Source organism: Myroides odoratus (genome assembly GCF_001549985.1).
Classification (GTDB): Bacteria; Bacteroidota; Bacteroidia; order Flavobacteriales; family Flavobacteriaceae; genus Flavobacterium; species Flavobacterium odoratum_A.
In genome coordinates this window covers 55797-75244 of record NZ_LROZ01000001.1, presented here as the reverse complement: position 1 = coordinate 75244, position 19448 = coordinate 55797, and the positions used below count along the sequence as shown (strand labels likewise).

Here is a 19448-nt window from a genome sequence, read left to right as displayed (position 1 = left end):
TTTACCACTCAAAAATTTTTGATATTAATAAAATGGGGAAAATTATAGCTGTTGCAAATCAGAAGGGTGGCGTAGGTAAAACGACTACTTCTGTTAACTTAGCTGCTTCTTTAGGAGCGCTAGAGAAAAAGGTGTTGCTCATTGATGCTGATCCTCAGGCCAATGCTACTTCGGGTTTAGGAGTAGATGTGGAAGCTGTGGAAATAGGAACTTATGAAGTTCTTGAGCATAGTTGTACGCCTGCTGAAGCTGTTGTAGATTGTACAGCCCCCAATGTATACTTGATTCCTGCTCATATTGACTTAGTTGCGATTGAAATCGAACTAGTTGATAAAAAGAACAGAGAATATATGCTGAAAGAAGCGTTACAGTCCATTAAAGACAAGTACGATTACATCATTATTGATTGTGCACCTTCTCTGGGATTATTGACCTTGAATGCACTTACTGCTGCTGATTCTGTCATTATTCCAATTCAGTGTGAATACTTTGCATTAGAGGGATTAGGAAAGTTATTGAATACCATTAAAAGCGTACAGCGCATTCACAATCCTAAATTGGATATTGAAGGGTTGTTATTGACGATGTATGACTCGCGTTTGCGCCTGTCAAATCAAGTGGTAGAAGAAGTACAAAAACACTTCAATGACATGGTTTTTGACACCATTATTCAACGTAACGTAAAATTAAGTGAAGCACCTAGTTTTGGTGAAAGCATCATAAATTATGATGCAACAAGTAAAGGTGCTACAAATTATATTAATTTAGCGGAGGAAATAGTAAAAAAGAATCACTAAAAAATAGGAGAGGAAAGATAAACTATGGCAAAAGCAATAAAAAAACAAGCTTTAGGAAGAGGATTGTCAGCGCTGTTAAAAGATCCTGAGAATGACATTAAGTCAATTGACGATACCAATGCGGACAAAGTTGTAGGTAATATCATTGAATTGGATTTAGAAGCAATTGAAATTAATCCTTTTCAGCCTCGTACAAATTTTAATGAAGAATCACTACAAGAATTAGCGAGTAGTATTCGAGAGTTAGGTGTGATTCAGCCTATTACGGTTCGAAAAATTGACTTTAATAAATATCAGTTAATTTCAGGGGAAAGAAGGTTAAGAGCTTCTAAAATTGCTGGCTTATCCACGATTCCTGCTTATATTCGCATCGCAAATGACAATGATTCGCTTGTTATGGCTTTGGTGGAAAATATCCAACGCCACGATTTAGATCCAATCGAAATCGCCATGTCGTATCAACGTTTGATGGAAGAAATTAGCCTGACCCAAGAACAAGTAAGTGATCGTGTAGGTAAAAAGAGATCTACGATTGCTAACTATTTGCGTTTGCTGAGGTTAGACCCTATTATTCAAACGGGAATTCGAGACGGTTTTATTACGATGGGACACGGACGAGCAATCATTAATATCGATGACTTAGACGTACAAACGGATATTTACCATAAAATAATTGCCGAGAACTTATCTGTTCGAGAGACAGAAGCTTTGGTGAAAAGATATCAGGAAGGGGATACAGCGCCAACAGCTGTAAAAGCCCAACCAAAAGCCCAACCAGTGGTACCAGAGACATATAGACAGTCATTTGGTAAGTTTTTTGGAGCAAAGGTCGATATTAAAGCAAGCCATAGTGGAAAAGGAAAAATTACAATTCCTTTTTACTCGGAAGAAGATTTAGAGCGTATTATCAAACTTTTAGAAAAGTAGTGAGAAGTAGATTTTTATTGATAATGATTTTCAGCCTACTCTTTCAAGTAGCAAGTTTTGCACAAGAAGAAGAGGGGATTGAAAAAGAGAGTAAAAAAGAAAAAAGAAAAAGAGAGGCCGCTTATAAGCCTCTTGATCCTGTTGCACCCTCTCGTGCGGCATTCTATACTACAATTGTTCCTGGTTTAGGACAGATTTACAACAAAAAATATTGGAAAGTTCCGCTTGTGTACGCAGGAATTGGAATTCCCGTTTATTTTTGGGCAGATAACCAACGCAATTACGATCGTTACCGCAACGAATATAAAAATAGACTTCAAGGAAAAATAGATCAAACAGATGAAACCCTTGCGGGATTGGATGATCAACGATTACTAGATGGACAGAATTTCTATCGTAAAAATAGAGATTTATCTGTCGTTATTGCTGTGGGATTCTATGTATTGAGCATTGTAGATGCCAATGTGGATGCGCATTTGATGCAGTTCAACGTCAACGAAAACTTGACAATCAAACCCGTCATTGAATTAGACCAAAAAGGACTGATTCAACAGCAACAGTACCAATACGCGATTAATGTACAATATCGCTTTTAACCCGTACAGAACTTATGAATATTGCATTATTAGGCTATGGTAAAATGGGTAAAATCATTGAGCGAATAGCCATCGAAAGAGGACATTCAATTGTCTATATCAAACAAAGAGAACAGGTAACAGGAAGGCTGGAACAAGCAGATGTGGCCATTGATTTTAGTGTGCCGTCAATTGCAGTTGCTAATATAAAAGAAGCACTAGCCGTTCAAGTTCCCGTGGTTTGTGGAACCACAGGTTGGTTAGAGCATTATAGCGAAATCGTTGATTTTTGTAAAGACAAAGATAGCGCCTTCTTGTATGGGTCAAATTTTAGCTTAGGAGTTAATATCTTCTTCGAATTAAATGACTACCTCGCTAAAATGATGAGAAATTTTGAGCAATATGGAGTTTCCATGCAAGAAATCCATCATACACAAAAGTTAGATGCGCCAAGTGGAACAGCCATCACCTTAGCAGAAGGGATTTTAGCAAACTCTAGCTATGAAAGCTGGACGTTAGATCCGCAAGCAACGGACAAACAAATACACATTGATGCAGTAAGAGAAGATCAAGTGCCGGGTACACATACGGTGCGTTATGACTCTAGCATTGATCAAATAGAAATTAAACACACCGCTCATAATCGCGAAGGATTTGCTCTAGGAGCTGTTGTCGCAGCGGAGTGGTTAAAAGATAAAAAAGGTATTTTCTCAATGAAAGATGTGCTTAATTTGAAAAAATAAGTAAATTGGGATTTAAAATAAAAAGAGTATGACGATAGCACAATGGTTCATTTTCATCTTGCTTATTCAAGTGGTTCATTTTATAGGAACTTGGAAGCTATATGTAAAAGCAGGAAGAAAAGCTTGGGAAGCAGCTGTTCCAGTATATAATGGAGTAGTATTAATGAAAATTATCAATCGCCCGTGGTGGTGGGTAATCTTGTTGTTTATTCCAATTGTAAACTTGATTATGTTCCCTGTAGTATGGGTTGAAATATTGAGAAGTTTTGGAAAGAAATCAACGATAGATACGATTTTAGGGGTGGTAACCTTGGGATTATACGTAGCTTTTATCAATTATGTAGGCGACGTAAAGTACCGTGAAAATCGATCACTAAAACCAGAAACAGAATCAGGAGAGTTTGTAAGCTCGATTTTATTTGCTGTAGTTGTGGCAACCGTAATCCATACGTATGCTATTCAACCCTATACCATTCCAACCTCATCCTTAGAGAAAACCTTGTTGGTCGGAGACTTTTTGTTTGTGAGCAAGTTCCATTATGGAGCAAGAACACCCATGACAACAGTTGCCTTGCCGATGGTACACGATACGATTCCATTTACATCAAAAAAATCGTATTTAAATAAGCCACATTTGCCTTATTTTAGATTGCCTGGTTTCCAAAAAGTACAACACAACGATATTGTCGTGTTCAATTGGCCTGTCGATACCATTTACAAATTTAATGACCCAGTGAAACGACCTGGAGTTATTAAACCTATTGACAAAAAAACCAACTATGTAAAACGCGCAGTAGGTTTACCAGGAGAGAACTTATCAGTTAAAGAGGGTGTTGTATTTATCAATGATAAAGAATTACAGCTCAATGATAGAGCAAGAGTTCAATATAGTTACCTAATTGAAACAGATGGTTCATTAGATTTAAGAACGATTATTCAAAACAGAAAAATTAGCGATTATGTTACCTATGTAAACAGTCCACAATATGCTGTGTTTTTCCAATCGCTAACAAATGACGATGTAGAATATCTAAAAACGTTTAGTGCGGTAAAAGGTGTGACTAGAAGTCCGGATATGTCTAAATTGTTTCAATACAATATGCCTAAAGGGTATATCTTCCCACACAATAAAGAAGATTGGACAGAAACTAATTTAGGGCCAATTCATATCCCTGCTAAAGGAGAAACAATCACTTTAACTGCAGATAACTTACCAATGTATAAACGCGCAATTCGCGTATATGAAGACAATGATTTGGAAGTAAAAGATGGGCAGATTTACATTAATGGTCAAGCTACAGATCAGTATACCTTCAAACAAAACTATTACTTCATGATGGGAGATAACCGCAACAACTCAGAAGATAGTAGAATGTGGGGATTTGTACCTGAAGATCATATTGTGGGTAAACCTGTATTTGTATGGATGAGTTTGGATCAAAATATTCCATGGTCAAAAGCGTTTGATAAAATCCGTTGGGACCGCATGTTTATTACGGTAAATGGCAATGGAACCCAAGTGTCTTATTTCCCTTATTTCCTCGTTATATTAATCGGATGGGGTGGATATAGTTTATACAAAAGAAGAAAAGAAAAAAAGAATTCTAAGTTTTAATAATGTCGAATACAATTATACTACATCCGACTTATTTTCCTTCTATAAGTCACTATGTAGCGATGGCGCAAGCAGAAGAGCTTGTTTTTGAAGTAGAAGATAATTTTCAAAAACAAACCAATAGAAACAGAATGTATATTCACAGTGCAAATGGAATGCAAATGTTGAATATACCCATCAAGCACAACAAAGAAGGACTACACCAAAAGTTTAAAGAGGTTGAAATTGAATATGCCTTTGGATGGCAAAAGCAACACTTTAAGAGCTTAGAAGCCGCTTATCGTACTTCTCCTTATTTTGAATATTTTGAAGATGATATTCGTTCTCTTTTTGAGAAACAACACAAGTATATGTTGGATCTAAATTTAGAGATTCACGAAGTTATAACCGAATGTTTAGGTGTAGATTGGAAATATCGCAAAACAGAAGAGTATCTAAAAGAAGTTTCAGCCGATGTCGTTGATTTTAGAACATTAGCCAACGGTAAGAAAGATGAAAATCAATTCGAACCTTATATTCAAGTCTTTGACGATAAGAATGGATTTTTAAACAACTTAAGCATATTAGATTTGTTGTTTAATGAAGGAAGAAGCGCAGTTGCTTATTTGCAACGTCAACCAATAAAATAAAAAAACCTCCGCTAAAGCGGAGGTTTTTTTATTTTATTGGTTTTGGAGTTAAAGGTTAAAGGGTAATTGTTGTCTCACATAATCACTCATAACCCATAACTCATAACCCATAACTCATAACTCATTACTATTTTCTATCAGCAGTTTCATATAATTTCATCTGAAACACTAAATCTGTATTAGGAGGAATAGGACCAACTCCACGTTCGCCATAAGCCATGTGAGCAGGAATGAAGATAATAGCAGTATCACCAAAATTCATTTGCTCAATTCCTTCAATAAAACCTGGGATTAAGCCTGTTTTAGCACCGTAAGTAAAAGGAATTGGGTTATATCCATTCATGTCTGCTCTACGTTGATCAAATGCATCAAACTCTTTCGTTAAAGAAACAATACTTGAATCAAATAAAAGTCCATTTTCAAAGAATCCTGCATAGTCAACAAATACTTCTTGACTGACTGCTGGTTTTTTGCCATTGCCTTTTTCTATAATTACATAAGATAAACCTGAATCAAGTTTTGTTGCTTTGCTCTTCAAATCAGCGAATTGACTAGCATATTTTTGTTGTGCACCTGCTAATTTATCTTCTTTTTCTTTTTTCTCTTTAGCTGCTTCTTCGAAGTAGTTTTTGAATACTTTTACAGCATCAAATTTTTTCGCTTCTTTTCCTTGACGGATAATTTTTACACTTTCGATTACGTCATCTTTTACAATGCTGTTTACTACATCCATTCCTTTTACTGTATAACCAAAAACAGAGTGTCTGTTATCTAAGAACTGTGTAGGTTTGTGTGTAATAAAGAATTGACTACCATTGGTAAAAGGACCGCTGTTAGCCATAGATAAAGTTCCTGGTTTATCATGCGTTAATTCAGGAGAAAACTCATCTTTAAACACATAACCTGGTCCGCCAGCTCCTGTTCCTGTTGGATCTCCACCTTGGATTACGAAATCGTTCTCTACACGGTGAAATTTAATTCCATCATAATATTGTTTGCCTTTGTATTGTTCATCAACAAAAGGATTTTTTCCTTCTGCTAAACTCACAAAGTTAGCCACAGTTACAGGTGCTTTTTGATAAGCTAGCTCAACGATGATATGACCTTTGTTTGTTTGAATGTCTGCGTACAAACCATCAGGTAAATCTGATTTTTGCGTAGTACAAGACGACACTAAAGCGACTAAACTTAAAATTAGACTCGTCATTTTTTTCATTTTTATTAATTAGATTTTTTGATTGATTCCAGTGAAATAATGAAAACTAAAGGTTGATTTTTTGCAATAGCCTTTTGATCACCTAAATAGCTATACGCTAAACTAGAGGGACTTAATACCTTGATGCTTTCAGCAGGTTTTAAAATTTTCAGGCTATGGCGCAAAACAGGTAAGATATCTTCTTCATCAACCTTATAGGTTAAGGTGCCGATTTCTTTCTGCGTATAGATGACGCTGTCATTCACTTGACGTATTTCATACGTATATTGAACGATATCACTTTTCTGAGGGAGGACAGAATCCTTAACCTCTCTTTTTAAATAGGTAAACCAAAATCCTGAATTCGAGTGAATATAAGTATTGGCTACGTCATTTGTTCTGTATTTGGTAAAGATGTCTTCTTCGCTTTCTCTCAATTCAATATTGCGGTCAATAGAAAGTTTTGTTTCCACTGAACGCGAATTAGAAATCGGTTTTCGAGCCTCTTGTTTCTCTTGACAGCTTGCCAGGAGAACTAGACTAGCCAGAAGAGTGAAGCAAAGGGAATACTTAAACATAAAAATCTTGTTTGTGTTGATTTACAATGTCGATATAACGTTGAATCGTTTCATCGAGTGAAAGTGTAGATTTACCTCCTGCTGCATTGATATGGCCACCCCCTTCAAAATAGGTTCGAGCAAATAAATTGACATCTAAATTACCCGATGAACGGAAAGAAATTTTAATAATGCCTTCGTCTTTGCGTTCAATGAAAAATGCGGTTAAATCAATTCCACTAATAGAAAGCCCATAATTCACTAATCCTTCTGTATCTCCTTTTTGATGAGAAAATTCATGAAGATCTTCCTCATTCAAATAAAGATAAGAAGTTTGCGTATCCGGAATCAAATGCAGATGTTGTAGTGCTCTTCCCATTAATTGTAAACGGTTGAATGAGCTATTGTCAAACAGGGCGTGGTGAATTTTAGGGTTGTCAATTCCTTTCTCAATTAAGGCAGCAACCACTTGGTGTGTTTTAGCCGTAGTTTTAGGGAATCGGAAAGAACCAGAATCCGTAACAATTCCTGTATAAATACAAGTAGCGGCCTCTTGGTGAACTAAATCAGTCAAATCCATTTGTTCTAACAGCGAATACAACAATTCACATGTTGATCCAAAAGACGTATCGGAAAAGGTTAATTTGGCGTAATCTCCAGGCATTTGATGATGGTCAATCATGACAAAATCATTGGGTAAGCTTGCTAAAAAAGCACCCATTTCATCTCCTGTACGAGATAAGATATTGAAATCTAGCGTAAAAATGCAATCGCTATTTTTTAGTATGTGTTGACCTGCTGTTTTATTAAAATCGTAAATTTTAATTGCTGCAGTACCAGGCATCCAAGCCAAAAAGTTTGGATACTCGTTGGGAGAGATAATTTCTACCTTGTGTCCCAATTGTTTTAATACGTGATATAAACCTAAAGAAGAGCCAATAGCATCACCATCGGGATTGCGATGTGGGATGATTGCAAAGCTCTTTGCTGGTAAACTAATGAGTTGTTTTAACGTATCTATTGATGTATGCTTCATAATGCGAAAATAAGTTATTTTGCATCATTTGCATAAAAATATAGACGAATTTAATAAAATTAAAATGACAGTTCGCATTTATTCCGCCAATGCACGGAGCTCTCTCTTATCTAAAAGAATAATGTCCTTTCCTTTTAGTTGAATAATGCCATCTTTTTTTAATTCAGATAATAAACGAATGCAACTTTCTGTCGCAGTTCCGACCATATTCGCTAAATCTTCACGTGATAATTTGATGTTTAAGGCTTGAGTCTCCGAAGAAGAGCCTCCTAAGTCTTCCAACTTCAATAGCATAATCGCTAAACGCTCTTTTACTGTTTTATGTGTTTGATTCGCTAAGTCTTGATCTGCATCTTTTAAGTGCGTGCAAATGTCTCGTGTAATCAACAATGAAAACTTGTTGTTTTCTGTGAAATGATCTAACATTTCTTTTTTTGGTATGAAACACACCTGCATATCTTCTAAGGCAGTTGCAGAAAGATTAGAAGTCTCCTCATTAATAATCGAACGTTGTCCTAATAAATCCCCTCTTTTTGCCAATTTGACAATCGAGTCTTTTCCGTTTGAATTTAACTTTGTTAATTTACAGAATCCTTCTTTGATACAATAAACCCCATTTAAACTTTCTCCTTCCGAAAATAGGTTCTCTCCTTTTCTAATAATAAAGTGGGTTTTTGTTTCTGAAATCGCTAGTAACTCCTCTCTAGTTAAAGCTTTTAGAGAACTGAATTCTCTAATCATACATTGCTCACATCTTCCCATACCTATATAAACTATTTTTTATGCAGTTGGTAAAAATACCTCTGCAAAGATAGTGCTATTTACTGATAAATGTCATAATTTTTAGGAGAATTAACTAAGACCTTTGTACAAGGTAAATGAGCAAATTTTATGGATAAAAAAGCGTGTTTTCATTGTGGTAACAGTGTTACTGCCTTTAATCGTATAGACTACGATGAGAAAATGTTTTGTTGTAACGGTTGTAAAACCGTCTACGAAATTTTTAATGAAAACGATTTAACCTGTTATTATGACCTCGAATCTACACCTGGAGCCACTCCTGAAGAGGTAAATGGAAAATATGATTTCTTGAGTAATCCAGACATTGTATCGAAATTATTGGAGTTCAATGAAGGAAATACGGCTATCGTTTCGCTGTATATTCCTCATATTCACTGCAGCTCTTGCATTTGGATTTTAGAAAATCTACATAAATTAAATCCTGGGGTATACCGTGTTTTGGTTAACTTCCCAGAAAAAAAAGCCACTATTACATTCGATACAGATGCTATCGATTTAAAAGAAATCGTGCTCTTGCTTTGTCGTATTGGATATGAACCTTATATCAGCTTAAAGAATTACGAAGAAAAACCCAACAGCATTGATCGCAGCTTAATCTATAAAATTGGGGTTGCTTTTTTCTGTTATGGAAACGTAATGATGCTGTCCTTTCCAGAGTATTTTAATATTGATGATGTCTGGATGGATCAATACAAGAATTTCTTCCGTTGGTTGATTTTATTCTTGTCGTTGCCTGTTTTTTTCTATTCTGCTTCGCCTTACCACAAAGCCGCGTGGACTGGAATCAAAACAAAAAATTACACCATTGATATTCCAATGTCTTTGGGAATTATTGTCATGTTTATTCGAAGTACAGTTGACATTGTTTTCGATTTAGGACCTGGATTTTTTGACAGTATGACCATGTTAGTTTTCTTTATGTTATTAGGAAAATTATTTCAACAACGTACCTATAACTTCCTGTCTTTTGAACGCGATTACAAGTCTTATTTTCCTATCGCAATTACCAAATTAACGAAACAAGGAACAGAAGAACCGATTCAAGTTTATGATGTGGAACAAGGGGATCGTTTATTAATTCGCAATCAAGAGCTTTTACCCGTTGATTCTATCTTATTGTCAGAACGCGCTTTTATCGACTACAGTTTTGTGACAGGGGAAGCGGTTCCAGTAGAAAAAAAATCAGGAGATAAACTATTTGCTGGAGGGAAACAAATGGGAGAAGCCGTAGAAGTGGAAGCGATTAATAAGGTCTCTCAAAGTTATTTGACCCAATTGTGGAGTAATGAGGTATTCCAAAAACGAGTGGACTTGAAATACAAAACGATTACGGATACAGTAAGTCATTATTTTACTCCAGCCTTATTGACAATAGCTGTATTGGCATTCGCCGGATGGGCTTTTGTGGATTTGAATAGTGCGTTTAATGTGGTAACGGCTATCTTAATTGTGGCGTGTCCGTGTGCTTTAGCATTAACAGCACCATTTACCTTGGGAAATGCCATTCGTATTTTGGGGCGCAAAAAGTTCTTTTTGAAAAATGTAACGGTCGTGGAGCAAATGGCAAAAGTGGATACCCTTGTTTTTGATAAAACAGGAACCATTACTACCAATGCACAATCGACAATTCAATATGAAGGAGTCGAACTAGATAAGGAACAACAAGCGGATATCAAAAATATGGTTCGTGCATCGAATCACCCGTTAAGCCGAAAGCTCTATGCTTTTTTACAGTCAAAAGTCGTAATCAAACCCACACAGTTTGAAGAAATTGCAGGAAAGGGGATTGTGGGAGTAATCAATGGAAAAGGATATGCCATTGGTTCTGCAGGTTTAGTGGGAGCAAAGGTAACAGAACGCTTAAATGAAACAGCAGTATACATCGCAATTGACGGACAGTATGTGGGAAAATTCATTTTTGAAAATCACTACCGACCTGGATTGGAAGTATTGTTTAAAAACTTGAGCCAACACCAATACAAATTGAGTATCCTCTCTGGAGATAATGAAGGAGAAAAAGCGTATTTGGAATCTGTTTTGCCTCAAGGGACTGCTTTAGCCTTTAATCAGAAACCAGAGGAAAAATTGGAGTATGTCAAAGCACTGCAAGACAAAGGAGGGAACGTAATGATGATTGGCGATGGATTAAATGATGCAGGAGCTTTGGCGCAAAGTAATGTGGGAGTATCCGTGTCAGAGAATGTAAATGTCTTTACGCCGGCCAGTGATGCAATCCTAGATGCAAGCGTCTTTGACCAGCTGTTGGGGTGCCTTCAATTTTCTAAACAATCTGTTAAAGTTATCAAAATCAGCTATGTACTTGCTTTAACGTATAATGTGATTGGTATTACGGTGTCCATTATGAATATGATGTCACCTTTATTAGCGGCAATTTTGATGCCAATTAGCACGTTTACAATCATTAGCTTCGTTACTTTATTGACAAATTATTATGGAAAAAAGATAAAATAAAAAAAACAATTATTAGGTTTTTGGTGATATTTATCATAGTTTTAGGTAAAATATATTGTTAACTTTGTTTTAATAATTATCAGGTATGAGTGTTATATATTTCTTAATTAGTATCAGTGTTTTCGTTGCAGGGATCTTCCTCTACATTTTCATTCGATCCGTGAAAAGTGGTCAGTTTGACGACGCTTATACGCCTTCTGTTCGTATGTTGTTTGATGATGAGCTGAAAAAAACGAAACCCAAAGAGGAGGAAAAAGACAAAAAAAATAATCAAAAAGAAAATCAAATATAAACAACTATGGAAGTGCAACAATTTTATTATGACAACAAAATTGTAAAGAAATTCCTTTACGCGTCGATCTTTTTCGGGGCTGTTGGGATGCTTGTAGGATTACTATTAGCGGTGATGTTTATATTTCCTAACTTAACGGATGGAATTCCTTGGTTAAGTTACGGAAGACTACGTCCGCTACATACGAATGCAGTTATTTTTGCTTTCGTTGGAAATGCAATCTTTGCAGGGGTTTACTATTCTTTACAACGTTTGTGTAAGTCAAGAATGTACAGTGATGTTCTAAGTAACATTCACTTTTATGGATGGCAAACCATTATTGCTGCTGCAGCAATTACCTTGCCTTTAGGTTTTACTACTTCAAAAGAGTATGCTGAATTAGAGTGGCCAATTGATATCGCAATTGCGGTAATTTGGGTTACCTTCGGTATCAACATGATTATGACAATCATCAATCGTAGAGAACGTCATATTTATGTTGCTATTTGGTTCTATTTAGCAACTTTCGTTACAGTAGCAGTATTACACATCTTTAACTCATTAGAGTTACCTGTACACGGATTAAAATCATACTCTGTGTATGCGGGGGTTCAAGATGCACTGGTGCAGTGGTGGTACGGACACAATGCCGTGGCCTTCTTCTTGACAACACCATTCTTAGGATTGATGTATTACTTCTTACCAAAAGCAGCGAATAGACCGGTGTATTCTTACCGTTTATCTATTATCCACTTCTGGTCTTTAATTTTCTTGTATATCTGGGCTGGACCTCACCACTTATTATATTCAGCTTTACCAGAATGGGCACAAAACTTAGGAGTAGTTTTCTCTGTAATGTTGATTGCACCATCTTGGGGAGGTATGATTAACGGATTACTTACCCTACGTGGAGTTTGGGATAAAGTAAGAGTAGATCCTGTGTTGAAATTCTTCGTAGTAGGTATTACAGGATACGGGATGGCAACATTCGAAGGACCGATGTTATCGTTGAAAAACGTAAACGCTATTGCACACTATACAGACTGGATCGTTGCTCACGTACACGTTGGAGCCTTGGCATGGAATGGTTTCATGACCTTCGGTATGGTGTACTGGTTAATCCCTAGAATGACCAAAACAGAATTGTATTCTAAAACACTTGCGAATTTCCACTTCTGGATCGGAACATTAGGTATTATTCTTTATACGATTCCTTTATATGTAGCAGGATTCTCTCAACACTTAATGTGGAAAGACTTTGATCCATCAGGAACATTAAAATACGGAAACTTCCTTGAAACAGTAACGGCGATTATGCCAATGTACGTGATGCGTGCAATTGGAGGTTCGTTCTACTTAATCGGATTATTCGTGTTAATCTATTTAGTATATAAAACAGTAAGAGCTGGTAAACCAGTAGAAGACGAATTAGCAGAAGCACCAGCATTAAAAAGAATTTCTGCTTCTCGTTTAAAAGGAGAAGCTTGGCATACTTGGTTAGAAAGAAGACCAATCCAATTTACAATCTTAACAACAATAGCGATTTTAATTGGAGGTGTTGTGCAGATTATTCCAACAATCTTCGTGAAATCGAATATTCCAACAATTTCAAGTGTGAAACCGTATACTCCACTAGAGTTAGAAGGTAGAGACTTGTATATCCGTGAAGGATGTGTGGGATGTCACTCGCAAATGATTCGCCCTTTCCGTTCAGAAGTAGAGCGTTATGGAGAGTATTCAAAATCAGGAGAGTATGTGTATGATCATCCATTCTTATGGGGTTCTAAACGTACAGGACCAGACGTAATGCGCGTTGGACAGAAATATTCAGATATCTGGCATTTCAACCACATGTATAATCCACAATCAACATCTCCAGGATCTATTATGCCAGGATATAAATGGTTGTTTGATAATAAGCAAGCAGATTTCTCACACATTGAGAAGAAAATGAATGTAATGAGAACGTTGGGTGTTCCCTATACGGATGAAGATATTGCAAATGCAAGACAATCAATGAAGGAGCAAGGAGAACAAATTGCTTTGAATTTCCAAACGGATCCGGATTATAAAGATTCATATTTAGCTAGTGAAAAAGCAGCTAAAGAAAATGGACAAGAGTTCGTTCCAATGAGCGAACGCGAAATTGTAGCTATGGTTGCTTACCTACAACGTTTAGGTACAGACATCAAAAATAGAGTTGAGGAATAATAAAAAAGGAGCATTATGTTGAAATTTATTAAACATACGATGGAAACTATAGGCGGGATTGAGATTTACCCGATTATCTCCCTGTTAATTTTCTTTACCTTTTTTGTAGGCTTGTTTGTATGGGTATTTACCTATAAAAAAGAGACGATTGAGGAATTGAGCAATATGCCGTTTCTAGATGATGAAAAGCACAATGTTGATCCTAATTCAAAAAAATTATGAAAAAGTATTTTCCAGTATATGTAAGAGTTCCATTACTATTCTTGCTATTTTATGTATTAGTAGAATGGGTAGCAGGCGGAACAGCACAAAGACCTGCTTTTGTAGATCATCCTGCAGTACTTATTTTGTTGGGATTGTTTTTATTCGCTTTAATAGCGGTGGAAATAGTTGCATTAGCAACCAATAGAGTACTAAGACGATTAATGACACCTGAAGAAATCGCAGAGAAAGAAAGAGAAGACAATCTTTCGTTAGCGGATAGACCATGGGTGAAGAAATTAATGCAAAAAATGACTCGTACTAAAGGTATTAGTGATGAAAATGAGTTGTTATTAGAGCATGACTACGATGGTATTAAAGAGTTAGATAACGAATTACCACCATGGTGGGTTGGTTTGTTCTATATTACCGTTATATTCTCTGTTGTTTACTTATTGAGATTCCACGTATTTGGAGGCGACAACCAAATTGTAGAATACGAAAAGTCAGTGGCAATTGCCAAAGAACAAATTGAAGAATATAGAAAGACTGCTGCAGATTTAATCTCAGCGGATGAGGCGCAATACTTAACAGATGAAAGCTCGTTAGCAGCTGGTAAAAAGATTTTCGAAATGAACTGTGTGGCTTGTCACCAAGCTGATGGTGGTGGAGGAATCGGACCAAACTTAACGGATGATCATTGGATTTTAGGTGGAGGAGTTAAAAATATTTTCCACACCATTGCTAAAGGAGGAAGACCTGGTAAAGGAATGGTAGATTGGGAAAAAACATTAAAACCATCTGAAATTGAAAAAGTAGCATCTTATGTTATTTCATTAAATGGAACAACTCCTGCAAGCCCGAAAGAGGCAGAAGGAGATATCATTTGGTCTAAAGCTGAATTGGATGGAGCAAGCGGAGATGCTGCCGAAGCAACTGAAACAGCTACAGAAGCAAAAGATGATGCTTCAACTGCTGATGCAGCTGAAGTAAGTCAAGAATAATCTCTTGACAAAACAAAAAAAACTAATAAACATATAAAAAAAGGAGTTGAGTGAGTATTTTACATGCTCAGCTCCTTTTTATAAAAAGACACAAGGCTATGGAAAATGGAAATAATGAGAGTTTTAGAGACTCGATAAGTACCATTGACAAAGATGGTAAAAGGGCTTGGATTTATCCTAAAAAGCCGTCTGGGCCATACTACAACAAAAGAAAAATAGTTAGTTATTTACTGCTAATTTTTTTAATAGCTGCACCCTTCATAAAGATTAATGGAAATCAATTGTTGTTATTTAATGTTATTGACAGAAAATTCAACATTTTTGGTTTTCCTTTTTGGCCACAAGATTTTTATTTGGTCGTAATTTCAATGATTATCGGTGTTGTTTTTGTAACCTTATTTACGGTTTCTTTCGGTCGTATTTTCTGCGGTTGGATATGTCCGCAAACTATTTTTATGGAAATGGTTTTCAGGCGTATCGAATATTGGATTGACGGGGATAGAGGAGCGCAAATGAGATTAGACAAACAACCTTGGAATTCGGAGAAAATACGCAAGAGACTCTTGAAGTGGTTCATTTTCTTTGTGATTTCTTTTATCATTGCCAACGTTTTCTTATCCTATATTATCGGAAGTGATGCTGTGCTTTTAATGGTAGAAGATGGACCATTTGTACACATGGGGAATTTTATCGGTTTAATTATTTTTACTGGTGCTTTCTATTTTGTCTTCACTTGGTTTAGAGAACAAGTATGTGTAATCGCTTGTCCTTATGGACGTTTACAAGGTGTTTTACTCGACAATAAATCCATTATTGTAGCCTATGACCACGTAAGAGGGGAAAGTACAAACGGAAGAGCAAAACTGAAAAAAAATATCGATAGAAAAGCTGAAGGTTTTGGTGATTGTATCGACTGTAAACAATGTGTGAACGTTTGTCCAACAGGAATTGATATTCGAAACGGAACGCAATTAGAATGTGTGAATTGTACGGCTTGTATTGACGAATGTGATTTCGTTATGGAAAAAGCAGGGTTCCCTAAAGGGCTAATTCGCTATGCGTCTGAAGAGGAAATCGTAGAGAACAAAAAATATCAGTTTACACCGAGACAAAAAGGATATACTGCGGTATTGTCTATTTTAGTTGTCATCTTAATTGGACTGGTATTCTTGAGAACAGATGTTGAAGCAAGAGTATTGCGTGTAGCAGGAAAAACGTTTGAACACAAAGGTGCGAATATCTCTAACGTATATACGTTTAAAATCATGAATAAAACGATGAAAGATTACGATAATTTGAGCTTCAAAGTGAAAAAACCAGCAGGCGCAGAAGTAAAAATGGTCGGTCAAGATGTCATTACAGTTAAAAAAGAAAATTATAGTGAAGGGGTACTGTTTATTGAAATTCCTCAAAAGGACCTCGATGGATATAGTACAAAAGTAACCATTGAGGTATATGATGGAGATCGTTTAATTCAAACAACGAAAACCAACTTCTTAGGCCCACGCTTATTGAATTAAAAATTAAAAAATAGTTAGGTATGAAATTTAATTTTGGAACAGGAATCGTAATCGCCATTGGCTTATTTATGATATTCATTTTACAATATGTTATTCGCGTACAAGTTGATTCGAAATACGACAATCAATTGGTAACGGAGAACTATTATCAGCAAGAAGTTGAGGTGGATTCACGTCGTGAGAGAGAAATGGAAGCACTAAAACTAAAAGAACAAGTGACAATATACAGTACAAGTGAGGGAATTAAATTTACATTCCCTGCTAGCTTTGACTATAAAAAAATACATGGAAAAATATTCCTATACAGACCGTCTAACCAGCAATTAGACTTTGATACTCTCATATCACTGTCTTCTTCCAATTTGCTCATACCTAACACAAATCTGGTAGACGGTCGTTGGGATATTGTGGTTGAATGGAACTATAATGATGTATCGTATCGAAATGTAAAACAACTAACGATAAAGTAGAAAAAATTTGATTTCGGCACTTATTTTTGGCTTAGTAAGTAGTCTGCATTGCATTGGTATGTGTGGACCGATTGCTTTAATGTTGCCAATTAGCCAGCATAATCCAGTTGTAAAAATTAGGCAGATGTTCACCTATCACATAGGGAGAATAGCTGCCTATTCTTTATTGGGTGTTATTTTTGGTTTGTTTGGTAAAGGTTTGTTTTTAGCAGGATTTCAACAACAGTTGTCTATTGTGGTTGGAATTATCATGATTGTACTGGCACTGGTTCCATCCAATAGAATTGGTAATTTCAATGTGTTGAAACCGCTGTATCGCTTTGTGAACTGGATCAAATCTTCCTTGGGAAAACAGTTTAAAAAAAAGTCACCCAAAGCGTTGTTTCTCATTGGTTTTTTTAATGGATTCTTACCTTGTGGAATGGTGTATGTTGCCTTATTTGGCGCTTTAGCAACACAAGATGTCGTGATGGGAATGGCTTATATGGCGTTATTTGGGGTAGGAACAATACCCTTGATGAGTTTGGTGATTTATTTTAAAAATCTGTTCTCTGACAGATTTAGAAGAGGGATTATGAAATACTATCCCGTTGTAATTGTGATTATTGGAATGTTGTTTATTATAAGAGGCTTGGGGTTAAACATCCCTTATCTATCTCCAGATACCTTGAATTTATTTGTACGAGGAGAGGCGATGTGTTAAATAAAACTTAATTAAGTGACTTTTCCCTCAATCTCTTGTCTTAAGTATAGAACAGCAGGAAATACGAAATTTATTAGCTATGAAAAAGAGTATCAACTGATGTTCATATTGCTATAGAAAAAGTTGAAAAAAAAGGAAAGCATACGCTTTCCTTTTTTTTATGTCTTTGGGTTGGCTCAAAGGTTAGAAGAAATGGAGTGATTATTAACTAGAAAAAGAGTTTTTTATCTTGTTTTACTCCTATTTAAACAGTGAAAAATGAATACTATATGTTCATAAATTTCTATTTATAGGTGAATATCATAAAATTTTGAATTATTTGTTTAGTTTGTTACTTTTTACTGTGTTAATTTTTTGATTTTATAATTGTTTATTTTTGTTATTTTTAACGTATATTTCATTATTTAATATAAAATATAAAGAAATGGATGATTGATTCTTATAAGTCTGTGGGATTGCTAAAAATTAGAGACTGTTTTTTAACTTGGGTAATAATGCTTAAATTCACATAGGAAAAAATTAAAATTTGTTGTTTATGAAAGCAAAAGTACAGTATAACGATTTCAAAGGTACTGTAGCTGCAGACATATCAGATATGATTGCAGTTAACAAAGGAAATTACATCAGCAGTATTGGGGAGTACTTCGGTGTAGATCAAGAGCGTTTTAGAGTTGTAGGGGTTTCTCTACAAGGAATTCAAAATTTTGAATTAACGATGCTTTGTGTTGATAAAGAAAAAAGCACTCCATTTAAAGATCATTTAGTAAAAATGCAATTTGATCTTGATGCAGAAGGCCAAAAACAAATGTTAGGTTTGTTATTTAAAAGATTGAATGTTGTTCTTTTCGATTCAGGAGAAGAGGATTTTAACAACGACAATTATGATGAAATTGTAAATTATGCAGATCATCACCAAAAAGAATATTTGGATTAATAAGTGAATTAATTGTATCAAATAAAAAGGTTCTTGTACAACAAGAACCTTTTTTTATTTGTAGTATGTCCTTTGTAACATCCTGTTTCGTTCAGTAAGCAAAGGAACTTTTATTTTTTAGTTGATGATTAATAATTGTCTTTACGCCAAACAGCTACATCTGCTAGAATTTTATCTGTATCAGAATGAACGCTTTCTAAGTAATTCTCTGTATACAACGTATAGGTAACTTTATCTAAACGTAACTTTACTTTAGCGTTGTTGATGACTTTTACGGAGATTTGTCTGGAAGAATCAACAAATAGTTGATGGCGCTTCGAGGTTTGATCTTCTTCTAACGTTAAAAAAACAGGAGCTTGTACTCCATTTAACTTAGTATCTTGTTGATAAACTAACGTTGCTTTACCGTCTTTATAAGTAAAGTAGTAGTTTTTAAACATAAAGGTTTTCGCTGTAAATACCTTTGTTTTGCTTTTATCTAAAGTGTAAGGTGAAGAAACTATAGTTTCAGTAGTTTGACAGCTCTGTACAAGAGGTGCCAAGGCTAATAGGGTAAGAAGAAATAGTTTTTTCATAAGCTTTGGTGTAATTCTATAAGACCAAAATAGAATAATAATTCAATAAAACAAAATATTTTTTAAACAATATTAGTTTTTAGGCTATTTTTTGTCCGAAAGTAGGAGTGTTTCGGATGAAAAAGGTGATAAATTTCTAAAAACTACTTTTTGGATAGAAGTGATATATGTCAGGCTTTATCAAAAAAATGAGATGTAATTTAATACTACAA

Annotated in this window: 20 protein-coding genes; 15 read left to right on the top strand and 5 right to left on the bottom strand. The window is 35.4% G+C overall.

Annotated features, from left to right (window positions below; genetic code table 11):
* The first annotated feature begins 32 nt into the window (after nt 1-32).
* The 6 genes from AWV75_RS00385 to AWV75_RS00360 are packed head-to-tail and all read left to right on the top strand — an operon-like array spanning nt 33 to nt 5286.
* Nucleotides 33-797, top strand: a complete 765-nt coding sequence (locus tag AWV75_RS00385; protein WP_060872502.1) for a ParA family protein — start codon at nt 33-35, stop codon at nt 795-797.
* A gap of 24 nt (nt 798-821) precedes the next feature.
* Nucleotides 822-1724 carry a ParB/RepB/Spo0J family partition protein gene (locus tag AWV75_RS00380; RefSeq protein WP_060872501.1) on the top strand — a complete coding sequence of 301 codons (903 nt, stop codon included), beginning with the start codon at nt 822-824 and terminating at the stop codon, nt 1722-1724.
* Between the two features lie 23 nt (nt 1725-1747).
* On the top strand, nt 1748-2320 hold the full coding sequence (locus AWV75_RS00375; protein ID WP_060872500.1) for a DUF5683 domain-containing protein: 573 nt from the start codon (nt 1748-1750) through the stop codon (nt 2318-2320).
* A 14-nt stretch (nt 2321-2334) separates the two neighbouring features.
* Nucleotides 2335-3042, top strand: coding sequence for a 4-hydroxy-tetrahydrodipicolinate reductase (gene dapB, locus AWV75_RS00370; RefSeq protein ID WP_060872499.1), 708 nt, complete (start codon nt 2335-2337; stop codon nt 3040-3042).
* A gap of 28 nt (nt 3043-3070) precedes the next feature.
* On the top strand, nt 3071-4657 hold the full coding sequence (gene lepB, locus AWV75_RS00365) for a signal peptidase I (RefSeq protein WP_060872498.1): 1587 nt from the start codon (nt 3071-3073) through the stop codon (nt 4655-4657).
* Between the two features lie 2 nt (nt 4658-4659).
* Entirely contained in the window at nt 4660-5286 is a 627-nt protein-coding gene (locus AWV75_RS00360) for a WbqC family protein (protein WP_060872497.1), read from the top strand.
* Between the two features lie 127 nt (nt 5287-5413).
* Here the strand turns inward: AWV75_RS00360 and AWV75_RS00355 are convergent, their stop codons facing one another.
* The 4 genes from AWV75_RS00355 to AWV75_RS00340 all read right to left on the bottom strand — a co-directional run bounded on the left by AWV75_RS00355 (nt 5414) and on the right by AWV75_RS00340 (nt 8836).
* On the bottom strand, nt 5414-6502 hold the full coding sequence (locus AWV75_RS00355) for a peptidylprolyl isomerase (protein WP_197429536.1): 1089 nt from the start codon (nt 6500-6502) through the stop codon (nt 5414-5416).
* Nucleotides 6503-6507: 5 nt separating this feature from the next.
* A complete protein-coding gene (gene gldI / locus AWV75_RS00350) occupies nt 6508-7059 on the bottom strand; it encodes a gliding motility-associated peptidyl-prolyl isomerase GldI (protein ID WP_060872496.1) in 552 nt (183 codons plus the stop codon).
* Nucleotides 7052-8074: a DHH family phosphoesterase gene (locus AWV75_RS00345; RefSeq protein ID WP_060872495.1), complete on the bottom strand. Its 1023-nt coding sequence runs from the start codon at nt 8072-8074 to the stop codon at nt 7052-7054. Before AWV75_RS00345 ends, gldI begins: the two co-directional genes overlap by 8 nt.
* A gap of 78 nt (nt 8075-8152) precedes the next feature.
* Nucleotides 8153-8836: a Crp/Fnr family transcriptional regulator gene (locus AWV75_RS00340; protein WP_060872494.1), complete on the bottom strand. Its 684-nt coding sequence runs from the start codon at nt 8834-8836 to the stop codon at nt 8153-8155.
* Between the two features lie 129 nt (nt 8837-8965).
* Between AWV75_RS00340 and AWV75_RS00335 the strand changes: the two genes are divergently transcribed.
* The 9 genes from AWV75_RS00335 to AWV75_RS00295 all read left to right on the top strand — a co-directional run bounded on the left by AWV75_RS00335 (nt 8966) and on the right by AWV75_RS00295 (nt 18661).
* Entirely contained in the window at nt 8966-11347 is a 2382-nt protein-coding gene (locus AWV75_RS00335; RefSeq protein ID WP_060872493.1) for a heavy metal translocating P-type ATPase, read from the top strand.
* An 85-nt stretch (nt 11348-11432) separates the two neighbouring features.
* Nucleotides 11433-11639, top strand: coding sequence for a cbb3-type cytochrome oxidase assembly protein CcoS (gene ccoS / locus AWV75_RS00330; RefSeq protein WP_060872492.1), 207 nt, complete (start codon nt 11433-11435; stop codon nt 11637-11639).
* 6 nt (nt 11640-11645) lie between these two features.
* Nucleotides 11646-13829: a cytochrome-c oxidase, cbb3-type subunit I gene (ccoN, locus tag AWV75_RS00325; protein WP_060872491.1), complete on the top strand. Its 2184-nt coding sequence runs from the start codon at nt 11646-11648 to the stop codon at nt 13827-13829.
* 15 nt (nt 13830-13844) lie between these two features.
* On the top strand, nt 13845-14051 hold the full coding sequence (locus AWV75_RS00320; RefSeq protein ID WP_002990287.1) for a cbb3-type cytochrome oxidase subunit 3: 207 nt from the start codon (nt 13845-13847) through the stop codon (nt 14049-14051).
* Nucleotides 14048-15034, top strand: a complete 987-nt coding sequence (locus tag AWV75_RS00315) for a cbb3-type cytochrome c oxidase N-terminal domain-containing protein (protein ID WP_060872490.1) — start codon at nt 14048-14050, stop codon at nt 15032-15034. The genes AWV75_RS00320 and AWV75_RS00315 overlap by 4 nt, the downstream gene beginning before the upstream one ends.
* Before the next feature lie 98 nt (nt 15035-15132).
* Nucleotides 15133-16554, top strand: coding sequence for a cytochrome c oxidase accessory protein CcoG (ccoG, locus tag AWV75_RS00310; protein ID WP_060872489.1), 1422 nt, complete (start codon nt 15133-15135; stop codon nt 16552-16554).
* Between the two features lie 20 nt (nt 16555-16574).
* Nucleotides 16575-17024 (top strand): FixH family protein, encoded by a 450-nt coding sequence (locus tag AWV75_RS00305; RefSeq protein WP_060872488.1) that lies wholly within the window; start codon nt 16575-16577, stop codon nt 17022-17024.
* A 7-nt stretch (nt 17025-17031) separates the two neighbouring features.
* Nucleotides 17032-17727 carry a sulfite exporter TauE/SafE family protein gene (locus tag AWV75_RS00300; RefSeq protein ID WP_060872487.1) on the top strand — a complete coding sequence of 232 codons (696 nt, stop codon included), beginning with the start codon at nt 17032-17034 and terminating at the stop codon, nt 17725-17727.
* 535 nt (nt 17728-18262) lie between these two features.
* Entirely contained in the window at nt 18263-18661 is a 399-nt protein-coding gene (locus AWV75_RS00295) for a hypothetical protein (RefSeq protein WP_060872486.1), read from the top strand.
* Between the two features lie 128 nt (nt 18662-18789).
* Here the strand turns inward: AWV75_RS00295 and AWV75_RS00290 are convergent, their stop codons facing one another.
* Complete coding sequence (locus AWV75_RS00290; protein WP_060872485.1) at nt 18790-19236, bottom strand: hypothetical protein; 447 nt, start codon at nt 19234-19236, stop codon at nt 18790-18792.
* Nucleotides 19237-19448: the final 212 nt, after the last annotated feature.